The 12452-nt window shown below is 44.6% G+C and carries 15 protein-coding genes and 1 tRNA gene; 8 read left to right on the plus strand and 8 right to left on the minus strand.

The features are described from left to right. Window positions 1-428: 428 nt before the first annotated feature. A complete protein-coding gene (locus tag P1P86_16070; GenBank protein ID MDF1576703.1) occupies window positions 429-1661 on the minus strand; it encodes an ATP-binding protein in 1233 nt (410 codons plus the stop codon). A 35-nt stretch (window positions 1662-1696) separates the two neighbouring features. Here P1P86_16070 and P1P86_16075 point away from each other — a divergent pair, with 35 nt between their 5' ends. The 6 genes from P1P86_16075 (at window position 1697) to P1P86_16100 (ending at window position 8271) form a co-directional block, all read left to right on the plus strand. After that, window positions 1697-1807 carry an AraC family ligand binding domain-containing protein gene (locus P1P86_16075; GenBank protein MDF1576704.1) on the plus strand — a complete coding sequence of 37 codons (111 nt, stop codon included), beginning with the start codon at window positions 1697-1699 and terminating at the stop codon, window positions 1805-1807. Between the two features lie 87 nt (window positions 1808-1894). Next, entirely contained in the window at window positions 1895-4276 is a 2382-nt protein-coding gene (locus P1P86_16080; protein ID MDF1576705.1) for an ABC transporter permease, read from the plus strand. 178 nt (window positions 4277-4454) lie between these two features. After that, window positions 4455-5579 carry an amidohydrolase gene (locus P1P86_16085; protein ID MDF1576706.1) on the plus strand — a complete coding sequence of 375 codons (1125 nt, stop codon included), beginning with the start codon at window positions 4455-4457 and terminating at the stop codon, window positions 5577-5579. Window positions 5580-5589: 10 nt separating this feature from the next. Continuing rightward, window positions 5590-6033: a GNAT family N-acetyltransferase gene (locus P1P86_16090; GenBank protein MDF1576707.1), complete on the plus strand. Its 444-nt coding sequence runs from the start codon at window positions 5590-5592 to the stop codon at window positions 6031-6033. Next, window positions 6033-7193: an alanine racemase gene (gene alr, locus P1P86_16095; GenBank protein MDF1576708.1), complete on the plus strand. Its 1161-nt coding sequence runs from the start codon at window positions 6033-6035 to the stop codon at window positions 7191-7193. The genes P1P86_16090 and alr overlap by 1 nt, the downstream gene beginning before the upstream one ends. Before the next feature lie 7 nt (window positions 7194-7200). Further along, on the plus strand, window positions 7201-8271 hold the full coding sequence (locus P1P86_16100; protein MDF1576709.1) for an alanine/ornithine racemase family PLP-dependent enzyme: 1071 nt from the start codon (window positions 7201-7203) through the stop codon (window positions 8269-8271). Window positions 8272-8284: 13 nt separating this feature from the next. On the opposite strand, the gene P1P86_16105 is transcribed toward P1P86_16100, so the two are convergent. The 7 genes from P1P86_16105 to P1P86_16135 all read right to left on the minus strand — a co-directional run bounded on the left by P1P86_16105 (window position 8285) and on the right by P1P86_16135 (window position 11414). Beyond that, window positions 8285-8866 carry a P-loop NTPase gene (locus P1P86_16105; GenBank protein MDF1576710.1) on the minus strand — a complete coding sequence of 194 codons (582 nt, stop codon included), beginning with the start codon at window positions 8864-8866 and terminating at the stop codon, window positions 8285-8287. Window positions 8867-8938: 72 nt separating this feature from the next. Next, complete coding sequence (locus P1P86_16110; protein MDF1576711.1) at window positions 8939-9172, minus strand: hypothetical protein; 234 nt, start codon at window positions 9170-9172, stop codon at window positions 8939-8941. Next, window positions 9169-10044: an ATP-binding protein gene (locus P1P86_16115; protein MDF1576712.1), complete on the minus strand. Its 876-nt coding sequence runs from the start codon at window positions 10042-10044 to the stop codon at window positions 9169-9171. The genes P1P86_16110 and P1P86_16115 overlap by 4 nt, the downstream gene beginning before the upstream one ends. Window positions 10045-10053: 9 nt before the next feature. After that, window positions 10054-10392, minus strand: coding sequence for a NifB/NifX family molybdenum-iron cluster-binding protein (locus P1P86_16120; protein MDF1576713.1), 339 nt, complete (start codon window positions 10390-10392; stop codon window positions 10054-10056). 36 nt (window positions 10393-10428) lie between these two features. After that, window positions 10429-10662 (minus strand): DUF5320 domain-containing protein, encoded by a 234-nt coding sequence (locus tag P1P86_16125; protein ID MDF1576714.1) that lies wholly within the window; start codon window positions 10660-10662, stop codon window positions 10429-10431. Between the two features lie 30 nt (window positions 10663-10692). Beyond that, window positions 10693-11007, minus strand: coding sequence for a NifB/NifX family molybdenum-iron cluster-binding protein (locus P1P86_16130; protein MDF1576715.1), 315 nt, complete (start codon window positions 11005-11007; stop codon window positions 10693-10695). Further along, the gene (locus P1P86_16135) at window positions 11004-11414 is read right to left on the minus strand and encodes a DUF134 domain-containing protein (GenBank protein MDF1576716.1); all 411 of its coding nucleotides are present in this window, start codon (window positions 11412-11414) and stop codon (window positions 11004-11006) included. The genes P1P86_16130 and P1P86_16135 overlap by 4 nt, the downstream gene beginning before the upstream one ends. A gap of 161 nt (window positions 11415-11575) precedes the next feature. Between P1P86_16135 and P1P86_16140 the strand changes: the two genes are divergently transcribed. Further along, a tRNA-Pro gene (locus P1P86_16140) sits at window positions 11576-11650 on the plus strand. A gap of 373 nt (window positions 11651-12023) precedes the next feature. Beyond that, window positions 12024-12386 (plus strand): MG2 domain-containing protein, encoded by a 363-nt coding sequence (locus P1P86_16145; GenBank protein ID MDF1576717.1) that lies wholly within the window; start codon window positions 12024-12026, stop codon window positions 12384-12386. Window positions 12387-12452: the final 66 nt, after the last annotated feature.

Below are 12452 nucleotides of genomic sequence, written 5' to 3' on the forward strand. Positions count from 1 at the left end.
TCTCCCATTTCATTTGAAATAGACATTTTTTAATATCAGATCCGATATATTCAACCAATAACCAGTTAGGAATTATCCCTCAGAAGACAATCAGTAATACTTAATTGCCTTGAAACACCCATATCAGCCTAACATATATCTAAATCAAGCTATAGGGCCCTTAACATGTTCCCTTTTTCCCGATTATAGATGCTTACAAGGCAAGGGGACACCCAATAACGTCAAGATCTAAGTGCTATATCGCTGATTATTCTCCCTTTAATAAATCACACCGAGAGAAGCAACGAAAACAGGAGGGAGGAGCAGCCCTTAAAAGCAGGTGATTTTGCCCTGCTTAATCCCGATGAGAAACACCAGTACCGGAACAAGGGGGATAAGCCCTTCAAGATAATCTGCGGGGTGCCGAAGGAGTTCGATTAGTCCTGTCTCTATTGGACAGGACCATTGAGCGGATTATAAATATCAAAATCCTTTAAGGCAATGCGTCCTTTTTCATTTACTCCGCAGGCAACTATTAGATTGACATTCTCTTTAAACAATGGAGCAACCTTTTTGAAATTTAGTTTTGCCGGATCAGGGCGTTCGCTATGCTTCGATTCGATGAGAAAAACCTCTCCTTTCTTCTCCAGAATAAAGTCAATCTCTACCCCGTTTGTGTCTCTGAAATAAAAAATATCTTTTCCAGCAACAAATCCTTCTTTCAAGTAATCTGACAAAACGAAATTCTCCCAGATGTTACCCAGGTAAAGAGATTTCTCCAGGGCTTCAAGTGAATCAATATTCAGCAGGGCACACACCAATCCATTATCACAGAAATAGAGTTTAGGAGCCTTAATCAGTCGTTTTCCCAGATTTCTGTAATACGGAGGCAATAATATTACTAAACCCGATACCTCCAGGGCATTCACCCATGCTTTTATTGTATTCACAGCTACACCAATCTCTTTTGATATTTCGGAATAATTCAATAATTGTCCGACTCTTATCGCCAACAGGGATAGAAAACGCCTGAAATCCCTCAAATTGGTCACATTTAGAATCTGTTTCAGGTCTCTTTCAAGATACGTTTGTATATAATCTTCATAAAAATCGCCTGGAGACAGCTGTTCGGCCCAAATCTCCGGGAACCCTCCCATCCATAAAAGGTCCCTCTTGTTCTTCAATAAGTTTGTTCTGTTTAATTCTCTAGCACTGAGGGTACCCAGGTTTAAGATCCTGATTCTTCCGGCAAGGGATTCGCTAACATGTTGCATAAGAATAAAATGCTGACTTCCAGTTAAAATCCATTTCCCTTTGATATCCCTTTTTTCGTCCACTAATATCTTCAAGTCTCTAAAAAGGGAGGGGGCATACTGGATCTCATCGATAATCACTTGCTTTTTGAATCGATTCAGAAAAATTGAAGGATTCTCTTCTGCCTCTTCCGCAAGCAGAAGCCTGTCCAGGGTCACATATTCCGTATCCGGGAAGAGCCGCCGCAGCAGAGAACTTTTCCCTGCCTGTCTTATTCCAGTCAAGAGAATGACAGGTCTGTTCTTAACCGCTTCTTTTATTTTTTCAGAATAGTCACGCTCAATCCACATCGAAATACAGTAATAAACTATTCGACAAATGTACTTTATTTGCACTGTATTTGCAAAATAACATAATAATAATTGCAAATTATCATAATAATTTCATTCTACCTATCGTACTCATGAACTACGTGATCGAGGGCGATGGGGCGCTGGTTAATGAGGCAGGGGAGGAGCAGCCCTTAAAAGCAGGTGATTTTGCCCTGCTTAATCCCGATGAGAAGCACCAGTAACGGAACAAGGGGGATAAGCCCTTCAGGATGATCTGCGGGGTACCGAAGGAGTTTGAGTAAGAAGCGAAAAATTTGTTAATATTGTGAATGCCCCAACTGAAAATTATTGTTCGCCGGCTTGTACGCGACAGGCTCTTAACCCTTTTTACTTTTTGCGGTCTTGTGGCAGGCATTAGCGCCTTCCTGTTGTTGTTCATCCACGTGATGAACGAGCGCCGGTTTGACAGGCATTTCCCGAACTATGAAAACATCTACCGCGTACTTTCCGCACCCGCTCATATAGATGAGGCCCTATGGGCCAGGAGCCTGGGGATCATCCACCGTGCAGCCGAAAATATACCCGGAATTGAACTGGCCACACAGTTTACCCATTGTGACGGTGGCCGGATCAGGATCGGAGAGCGAACGATGGAACAGGATCATATCATGTCGGTCGACGAAGCATTTATCCAGATGTTCGGTGTGGAAAGCAAGCAGGGGAATCTGAGGGATCTGGAAAAACCCAATACTGTGTTCATTTCTGAGGATTTTGCGAAAAAGTATTTCGGGGACCAGGATCCGGTGGGACAGCAGATTCACATCGATGCCCTGCAGTATGTAAGAGACCTTGGCCCTTATGAAATAAGGGGAATTGTGAGAAATACGAATCGAAGGACACATTTCAGGTATGAGCTGCTGATTTCCCAGAAAGGAGGGCTGCAGGAACGCTATGAGATTCTGCCCGACCGCAAGATAGCCTGGACCTACAACTATTACAGATTAAGCCAGGGAATGGATCCGGCTTTGGTTGCTGGACAGCTAAAAGCCTTTTATGACAAAAGTAGTCTGAAACCTGTACGTGGACCGCAGGAATACGTGTTCAGGCTTTTCCCCCTGGAGGATATACACCTCAAGTCCGATTTCAGGTTTGAACTCAGGGAGCGGACCAGCAGGCTCAGCATATCGCTTTTTATGCTTATTTCCATCGTGATCCTGCTGGTGACCCTGCTCAATTTCACCAACCTTAGTCTGGCTAAAATCATGAAGCGTTCCGGGGAGTTCGGGTTGAAAAAGACCCTGGGTGCCGGAAATCGCAGGCTTGTAAGGCAGGTGCTGGGGGAAGTGCTCCTGGTGTGTAGCATAGCCATCCTTATTTCCGTAGCCCTGATTGAACTGTTCCGTCCCATGCTGAACCGCATTTTCGCCATAGAATTTGATATTTATTATCATGATCCGATGGTGCTTATCAGCCTTCTGCTTGTGCTTTTGTCTGGCCTGGCCCTGAGCGCGCCGTTTGTCGCAGGTTTTCTCCTCTCCGGGAACAGCAACAAAGAGATCCGATCCGGGAAGGTTAATTATTCCGGAAATGTGATTATGAGAATCCTGTTAATGCTGCAGGTAGCTGTCGTAATGATGTTGATTTCAGGCACACTTCTGGTTAACAAACAGGTTCAATTCATGCTTGACAAGCCGCTGGGATTTAATGAAGAACAGGTTGTGGTGCTTCATATCAATGACCTGTCAAAGGATCCCATGGTATTTATCAGGAAACTTGAAGCCCAAAATACTGTAACATCGGCAGGAATGACTTTACAACATTTTGGGTATCCGGCACAGGCCATATCCCTGGAAAATCTGGGACTGGAAGGTACTGCTGAGTTTGTCTTTGCCAATTATTCCTACCTGAAAACCATGGATATTCGGCTTCTTCACAACTGGATTCCCCCTGAGGCAGATACCGTGCGCGGGATGGTCGTGAATGAGCACCTCTATAAACGCCTGATGGAACGGCACGGGAGCATGGAGGCCCTGCAAACCTTTCGGTCAGAACAGCCCCTGGAAGAGGGGCAACAAGCCATCAATTTCGTGGGTGTGACGGAAGATTTTAATTACAGCTCGGCCCACGAAACCATAGGCGACTTTGCCTTTTGGCTGGATGAATCGGCCAACCGTGCACGATTCACCCACGTCCGGTTAAAGCCGGGCAATCTGCGGGCTGGCATGGAGACCATCCGGAACCTCTGGGAGGAGCAATATCCCGGTCAGGAACTCAGCTATTTCTTCCTGGATGAGAAAATCGCCGAACAATATGCATCAGAAATTTTGCTTCGGAAGGTGCTGCTTGCATTTTCCATTGCCGGCATCATCATTTGTCTCCTTGGCATGAGCGCCATGGCCCTGCTCATTTCCCGGCAGCGCACCAGGGAAATTGGTATCCGGAAGGTGAATGGTGCCAGCATCTCCCTGATCATGGTTTTACTTAACAGGGATTTTATAAAATGGATCCTGCTGGCCTTTGTTCCGGCCATTTCGCTCATCTATTATACCATGAACCGCTGGCTTGAGAATTTTGCCTATCAAACCGCCCTGAGCTGGTGGATCTTCCTTTTGGCTGGAATGATTGTTCTGCTCATCACCGTGTTCACTGTATCCCTTCAATCTTATCGCAGCGCATCCAGGAATCCGGTGGAGGCACTCAGGCATGACTGAAAAGTACGGAGCCGGTAATTCCTTTATATTTTATCAGGTCTTTCATTTTAGGCTCTTTGCTCTGATTTTGAATTGCATACTTCCTCCCTGCTGCTGAATAATATTTGAGAGAGCAGATATAATTGACTAAATTTGTTTCTGTAGAAACTATTTCGAGAAATGGAATCCATAAGAAAATATGACAGAGCTGCTTGAATTAAGACGTCTGTTACATAAGCATCCGGACTTGTCTCATCATGAAAATGGAACAAAAGAAATCATTGAAAATCATTTCACTGAATTCAAACCGGATGAGACCATTTCATTCGGAGCCGGAGGTGTAGGCTTCCTTTTCAGAGGTGAAAGTAAAGGAAATCTCACTGTTTTCAGGGCTGAACTGGATGCTTTACCAATTCATGAAACAGGACAGGTGCCTTATTCATCAGCTAATCCGGGTATCAGTCATGCATGCGGACATGACGGGCATATGGCTATCCTTACCGGGTTTGGAGGGTATGTTGCTAAGAACAGGCCTGCTCGCGGTTCTGTGCTGATCCTTTTTCAGGCAGCTGAAGAAAGAGGAAATGGAGCTAAGCAGGTGATGGCTCATTCCGAATTTCTCCGCAGGAAGCCCGAATGTATTTTCGCGCTTCACAATATTCCTGGCTTAGCCCTTCATTCGGTAACAACCAGGGATGGGGCATTTTCGTCAGCCTCGGCTGGGATGATCATTCAACTGATTGGGAAAACTTCTCATGCAGCTGAACCTGAACAGGGCATTAATCCGGATAAAGCCATCGCCAAGATGATTGAGCAGGTACATGCCTTAAATGCTCATTATACAAGGCTGAAAGACAAAACCTTTGCGACTGTAGTCCACATACAGCTGGGAGAAGAAGCACATGGAACCTCTCCGGGATACGCGGAGGTGAGGCTCACACTCAGATCTGCAACCCCCGAAAGCATGGTTGAATTCAAAGATTTTCTAAAGAAGGAGATCGTCCGGATCACTCAAGAGCACAAGCTTGAATGGAAATTTGAATTCACAGAGGAGTTTCCGGCAGTTATTAATGATACGGGCTGTGTGGGAATGATCCGGAACGCTGCCCGTGAAGCTGGCGTACCCTTTATAGAGATGAAAGAAGCCTTTCGCTGGTCTGAGGACTTCGGATATTATACAGAAAGCATAAAGGGTGGATTCTTCGGAATAGGTTCGGGCATCAACCAGGCTGCCCTGCACAATCCCGATTTTAATTTTCCCGATGAACTGATCTCTACCGGAATAAAGTTGTTCAATTCCTTATATAATCAGTTACACAAATAAGCTATAATATATGCTGGAAATAGAAAAGCTGACTTCATATGATGATATGCAGTCGGTTGACAAAGAGACATTTGTAGATTTTATGTTTACCCATCTGGGTGAGTATGGTGATCCAAAGAAAGAGATCGGAAAATGCCTTGATTACGCATTTTCGAAAGAAAAATCTGAAGGCGGTTTCGCTCTCGCAGCTTTTAACGATGGTAAACTAGTCGGCGGACTGATCATGAACCGAACAGGCATGGCAAACTATATTCCTGATTGGGTACTTGTATTTGTAGCGGTTGCCAGTTCCTGCCGGGGAAAAGGATATGGAGCACGTATGATCAAAGAGGCAATCAAACATTGTGATGGTGATATTAAACTCCACGTCGAATACGATAATCCCGCCAAACGTTTATACGAACGAATCGGGTTTAACTCCAGGTATGCTGAGATGAGATTTAAGAATAAATAATGCCACTTATGCCAAGCACTTCAATAATCGAGATTGACCGATACGCAATCGAGAATAATGTCTCGTTTATTAAATCCTTGTGCACCGGTAACACGCGAATATCGGCTGTTGTCAAGGGAAATGCGTATGGACATGGAAGCAGGGAAATTATTCGGATCGTTGAGGATTTGGGCATTCGTCATTTTGCTGTTTATTCATCGGCGGAAGCAAGGGAAGCGCTTCCCCACTGTTCACCCGAATCGAATCTTATGATAATGGGGTTTATTGCTTTGGAAGACCTGGACTGGATTCTTTTAAATGGAATCGAATTCTTTATTTCCGATCCCGAATGGCTCGACCAGGTCATTTATCGTTCAAAGTCGCTGAATACTTCTGCAAAGGTACACCTGGAAGTCGAAACAGGTATGAACCGGACCGGTATGTCGCTGGCACAGTTACGAATGGCAGTTAAAATCATTCAACAAAACGAGCGCTATATTAAGGTTATAGGAGTAGCTTCCCATTTTGCCGGAGCTGAAAGTATAGCAAATCATAAAAGGATCAAGAAGCAACTGTCAGTTTTTTCCAGGAGGATTAGCTTCTTAAATGAAAGTGGCATCCGGGGGCTTACCAGGCATATCGCAAGCTCCGCGGCACTTATTAACTACCCGGAAAGCAGGTTTGATATGGTTAGAACCGGCATACTCATTTATGGCTATTGGCCAACCAGGGAAACACAGATCAGTTATGTTCAAAGGAAAAAGGACAGGATAGAACCTCTTAAACGGGCAATCAACTGGTATTCCCGTGTAATGCAGTTGAAGCATGTCCCTGAGGGTGAATTCATCGGTTACGGTTTATTCTACCAGGCCGACAGGAAAATGAAGACAATGATTGTCCCTGTTGGTTATTGTAATGGATACAGCAGATCCCTGAGCAATAATGGGCACGTTATTGTAAATGGGCAGCGATCGCCCGTAATTGGAATCGTAAACATGAATATGATTATTTGTGATATCTCTGAGATAAGTGGTGTTAAAAATGGGGACCGCGTAACCCTGATCGGAAAGCAGAATGAGGTTGAGATTTCCTTTTCTTCCTTTGCAGAAATGAATAACTCCCTTAACTATGAGATACTTGCCAGACTACCTGAAAACATAGAAAGAATTGTAATTCAATAACTAAATTATGGCTTTCATAACCCTTGACAAAAAGAAATTAGAAGCCAACTTTCTATACCTGGATAAACTGTTTGAAAAGCGGAATATCAGGTGGACAGTCGTTTCAAAAATACTTTCCGGTAACCGTATGTTTATGTCCGAATTGCTTTCACTGGGAGTACGACAAATTGCAGATTCCAGAATAAGCAACCTGAAGACCATAAAATCAATGGATCCGGATATCGAAACCATGTATATTAAACCACCTGCCAAACGCTCCATCTCCAGTGTGGTTAAATATGCCGATATAAGCATGAACACCGAAATAGAAACCATTAAACTTCTCTCCGAGGAAGCACATAATCAGGGGAAAACTCATCAGATTATTATAATGATTGAATTGGGTGAACTTAGAGAAGGTGTTTTAGGTGAAGAATTTATCGAGTTTTATTCAAGTGTGTTCAAGCTTAAAAATATTGAAGTGGTTGGCATAGGAACAAACCTTACCTGTTTGTATGGCGTTCTGCCCAACCAGGACAAGCTCATACAGCTGTGCCTTTATGAACAACTGATTGAGGCTCGCTTTAACAAGCAGATTCCCTATGTGTCAGGAGGCTCTTCTGTGACAATCCCACTTCTTTTGAATAAAATGCTGCCAAAGGGAATTAATCATTTTCGTGTCGGGGAAACTCTTTTTCTGGGAACAGATGTTTACAACGATGAGCCCATGAAAAACATGAAGACTGATGTGATAAAACTCTTCACGGAAATCATTGAGCTAAATGAGAAACCCCTCGTGCCTTCGGGAGATTTGGGAAGCAATGTTGAAGGAAATGCTTTTGAGTTCAAGGAGGAAGACATCGGACAGAAAGCCTGTCGTGCAATTCTCGACCTGGGCTTACTCGATGTGGATATGGACCACCTGAAACCTGTTGACGGGGAGGTACAATTTGCTGGTGCAAGTTCAGATATGCTGGTAGTCAACCTTGGGAATAATAAAAACGGGTATCGTGTAGGGGATCTTATCGAATTCAGAATGGACTACATGGGTGCCTTGCGCACCATAAATTCCAAATACATCGATAAAAGAATCAAATAATAATTGGTGGAAATTAGCTGGCTGTCCTCCGGAGCTCCTTGTTAAGTTGGGCCCAAATGGAGTCTATAATGCGGGAAATCTTTGAATCCGGGGCAAATTCCGGAATGGATTGTTCTGCAATCATGGCATGGACCACCGCTTCGTCAAAAGGAATTTTGCCCAACAGGGGAATGGATTGACCGGATAGAAAATCTTCGATCTCCCTGCTTATCCCCGAATGGATATCAAACTTATTGATTATGGCATAAAGAGGAATGTCGAATTGTCTCACCAGCTCCACTGTTCTTTGAGCATCGTGCAGACTACTTTTGGATGCTTCTGTTACCAGCAGCACGGCATCGCTTCCCGTGATGGAAGAAATAGCCGCACAACCGGTACCCGGAGGGCCGTCTGTAAGAAGCAGCCCGGCCTTTCTTTCGTTCGCTATTTCTCTGGCCTTTCTCCGGACCTGGGCAACCAGCTTCCCGCTGTTCTCTTCTCCCGGACCCATCAGGGCGTGTGTCATGATTCCGGCACGGGTGCTGGAGACAAACCAGGAGTTATTGGTGCTTTTTTCTGAGTGGATGGCACTGGAAGGACAAATTCTTTCACACAACCTGCACCCTTCGCACTTGAAAGGATCGATACTGCGATTACCCGATTCACTGATGTTTATGGCATCGAATCTTCAGTACTCGCTGCAGATACCGCATTGTGTGCAAAGGTCCGGATCAATAGAGGCCACCCAGGCTCCTTCGAAAACATGCTTCTCCAGGATCTTTGGTTTCAGAATCAGGTGCAGATCCGCTGCATCCACATCCCCGTCGCATAGCACCAGGTTATCACCGGTAGTGGCCAGTGCGGCAGTGACCGAGGTTTTGCCTGTTCCTCCTTTACCGCTGATAATGGTAATCTCTTTCATGAAATCAGACCTTTCTCTAACAGATTTTTTATGATCTTCTGATGAGCAGCAAGCACATCTTCCGGTGTTTCACTGAACAGATCGGCCCTGGCATACTGAGAAGCGTAAGACTTACTGAAGGGAATTTCGCTGAGTATTTCCACCTCTTCCTCCCTCAGGTATTCATAGATGTCCTGATTGCCCAGATTTGCCTTGTTAATAACCACCCCGAAAGGTTTTCCAATCTCCCTAACCAGTGCAAGCATCAGTTTCAGATCGTGTTTGCCAAAAGGAGTGGGTTCGGTAACCAGGATAATGTAATCGGCGTCGGAAATGGTCTCCACAACCGGATAGCTGGTCCCGGGTGGAGCATCGAGTATCACCACATTTTCATTGGCAGGAATAGCCCGTTTCAGGGATCTGATCACCATGGTTTGCATGGTGGATCCAATTTTCAGCCGGCCTTCGAGAATCCCATTTCCGCCCTGGTCCTGATATCTGGTGATGGTGCCAACGGGTTCATCTTGCTCATAGATGGCATCGACCGGACAGGCTACCAGGCAGGCTCCGCAGGAATGACAAAGACTCGAGTTAACTTCTGCGAAGCCGGCCGGTGGGATAACCACAATGGCGTTGAACTCGCAATATTCCACGCATTTTCTGCAAAAGGTACAGCGGGCTGTATCTATAAAGGGAATCTCCTGGTTAATGTTAACCCGATTTAGCAGAAGTGCTTCCGGAAAAAAGAGTTTATCATTGGGCTCCTCCACATCACAATCCACCAAAAGCGCATTCGTTTCTGTCATCCGGTTGACCGCACGGTAGAGATTAATGGCCACGGTGGTCTTACCTGTACCCCCCTTTCCGCTGGCAACGGCGATACGAATTGTCATATTCCGGTATTAATGATCGCAATAGTTGGCTGAAAAACTAATTTTCTCATGTAGAAAGCCATTTACCAGTTCTTCGGGAGTGAGGGAGGGTGCACCCACAAAAACATTGATACCCCTCTCGTTAAAGAGATCAATGGCCCGTTGACCCATTCCTCCGGTAATTATTTCAGTTGCCCCGCGCTCAGCCAGCCATGGAGGTAATAGTCCGGGCTTGTGAGGGGGTGCATCTAAATAGGTGATCTCTGTGATCTTTTTTTCTTCAACCTTTACCATGGCAAATTGCTGGCAATGGCCAAAATGCCCATCCAGTTTTCCATAACTGATGGGTACGGCAATTATTCCTGTCATTTCAGTCAATTATTTAATCATGTAATGTTATCCGGGTTAATCTTTCTGCCCGGCATTTCTTCCCGTGCCCCTTCCAGCGCCTCTGCCACCTCCCCGGTTGGCAGCCCTTCCGGCTGCTCTTCCTACCCCTCTTCCCATTCCCCTTCCAGGTCCTCTTCCCATAAATGGCTCCTGTCCGGTTTCACTGGTGTCTTTGGTGCTGCATTTACCCATTTGTCTGCCGGTTCGGGATCCTTGCCCCTCTGGTCCGGTTCTGTCAAATCCTGGCATTTTTTTTTAAATAGGTTCTTTAATCATTCATTACTTGATGCGGTCAATAATATCGGCAATGGATCTGGAATCATCAGACAGGAGAACCATCTGGATATTGAACTTCTCCAATAGCTCCTTTGCTTTAGGCCCGAAATCGCCTGATATTATTTTGCTGGCACCCAGCTCGATCACTTTTTCGACGGCTTTTGTTCCGGCCCCATGCGAAGCTTCCTTATTTTCGTTTTCGTGGAACGTGGTTTCTCCGGTCTCTTCATCCAGGAGGCAAAACCATTCTGCGCGCCCAAATCGCAGATCAAAACCTGATTCAAGCTTCTTGCCTGTAGAGGATATGATTGTTTTCATATTTGTTCTTTAATGGAATGAATATTTTCTGATTTACATAAGGGGCAGTGCTGACCGGTTAGGTTATCCGGAATGTTAAAACGAGTTTCACAGTCCTCACAGGCGAACCACGAATGATCCAGACTGGCATTTCCAAACACAGATCTGATTTCGCGGGTTTCTACCAGGGCCCTGGCAATTTTCCGCCGGGCACTTTCATATACCCGGGCGAATGTGGCCCGTGAAACACCCATCAGGTGAGAGGCCTCCTGGTGATTCATCAGCTGGTAGTCGGCCAGTTTTATGGCTTCATATTCTTCATACAGAAGATCCACATGCTCTTTGCTGCCATGCCGGTTCCCGTAAGGTTTATACCCCCTGAAGCCCGGAGGGGCAGCCACTTTCCGCATCCTTTTTCGTCTGGGCATGTTTTTAAATTCCTGCCAAATATAATGAGAATATTCTCATAATAGAAATGTTTTGCTGAGTAATTTCATATTTACTGGTCCCACCGGGGCAGACTATTTGTTTAAAGGGGCTCTGCGATAAGATAATTATCAAATTTTTACTACATTTGCACCTCGAAAAACGGGGTATAGCGCAGTCCGGTTAGCGCACCTGCTTTGGGAGCAGGGGGTCGCAGGTTCGAATCCTGCTACCCCGACAAATGAAAATGAAGGAGTTAGATGTGTTCTAACTCCTTTTCTTTTTTAATTAGGTGAAACAGAGGTGAAACTATTTGGGTTTATTGGTTAAGCTACCTGTTACCTTTTTGCATTTTTAGAAATCCAATGGATTAGCTATATTAATCCAAAATCGTTCAAAATCGTTTTCCTTAAGTTTGCGTTCGCCTTCTCCTTACCAATCTTATTTACATAATCCAAATACTTATCAGCACCTTCGTTAGTTGATAAAAGTTCATCCATATGGCTATTCAACATTCTAAGAAAAATGGTGTTTATGGACAAATTCCCAATTAGGTGGCATAATTTTTGCTTTTTCATAACATGTCCCATTCTTCCTAACCTCCGCAATTCATGAAGACATTTTCAAAGTATATCATTATAGTTTTAAATATATCATTGTTACCCAAAACTCTTCATTCTCAGGACTCCATTCAATTCAGGAAGCTCTACCTGCATACGGATAGGGATATTTATTTTCCAGGTGATTCAATATGGTTTAAGGGCTATTACCTTGATGCCAATTCGCACCAATTTGTTTCCGGGATTTATAGTATGTATTCAGATTTGATAGATGACAAAGGTATGAAGATCTGTAGCCAGATTTTTCCAATTGTGAATGGTGTTGCAGCAGGGAAATTCAATATTTCCGATTCTGTGAAAGCAGGAGAGTATGTAGTGCGGGCTTTTACTGATCTACAAAAAGACCTAGCGTGAGTTTATCACGAGATAAAGTCTAAAACGCTATAACTATCAGGGACACATAAAGATAGGCCTCATTTA

The organism is Bacteroidales bacterium (assembly GCA_029210725.1).
Taxonomy (GTDB): domain Bacteria; phylum Bacteroidota; class Bacteroidia; order Bacteroidales.

Bases quoted from the DNA above. Each gene is read 5' to 3' on its own strand.
- P1P86_16080 (MDF1576705.1), top strand. From the start codon at position 1,895: ATGCCCCAACTGAAAATTATTGTTCGCCGGCTTGTACGCGACAGGCTC.
- P1P86_16130 (MDF1576715.1), bottom strand. From the start codon at position 11,007: ATGAAAACAATCATATCCTCTACAGGCAAGAAGCTTGAATCAGGTTTT.
- P1P86_16125 (MDF1576714.1), bottom strand. From the start codon at position 10,662: ATGCCAGGATTTGACAGAACCGGACCAGAGGGGCAAGGATCCCGAACC.
- P1P86_16100 (MDF1576709.1), top strand. From the start codon at position 7,201: ATGGCTTTCATAACCCTTGACAAAAAGAAATTAGAAGCCAACTTTCTA.
- P1P86_16120 (MDF1576713.1), bottom strand. From the start codon at position 10,392: ATGACAGGAATAATTGCCGTACCCATCAGTTATGGAAAACTGGATGGG.
- P1P86_16135 (MDF1576716.1), bottom strand. From the start codon at position 11,414: ATGCCCAGACGAAAAAGGATGCGGAAAGTGGCTGCCCCTCCGGGCTTC.
- P1P86_16115 (MDF1576712.1), bottom strand. From the start codon at position 10,044: ATGACAATTCGTATCGCCGTTGCCAGCGGAAAGGGGGGTACAGGTAAG.
- alr (MDF1576708.1), top strand. From the start codon at position 6,033: ATGCCACTTATGCCAAGCACTTCAATAATCGAGATTGACCGATACGCA.
- P1P86_16090 (MDF1576707.1), top strand. From the start codon at position 5,590: ATGCTGGAAATAGAAAAGCTGACTTCATATGATGATATGCAGTCGGTT.
- P1P86_16085 (MDF1576706.1), top strand. From the start codon at position 4,455: ATGACAGAGCTGCTTGAATTAAGACGTCTGTTACATAAGCATCCGGAC.
- P1P86_16145 (MDF1576717.1), top strand. From the start codon at position 12,024: ATGAAGACATTTTCAAAGTATATCATTATAGTTTTAAATATATCATTG.
- P1P86_16075 (MDF1576704.1), top strand. From the start codon at position 1,697: ATGAACTACGTGATCGAGGGCGATGGGGCGCTGGTTAATGAGGCAGGG.
- P1P86_16110 (MDF1576711.1), bottom strand. From the start codon at position 9,172: ATGAAAGAGATTACCATTATCAGCGGTAAAGGAGGAACAGGCAAAACC.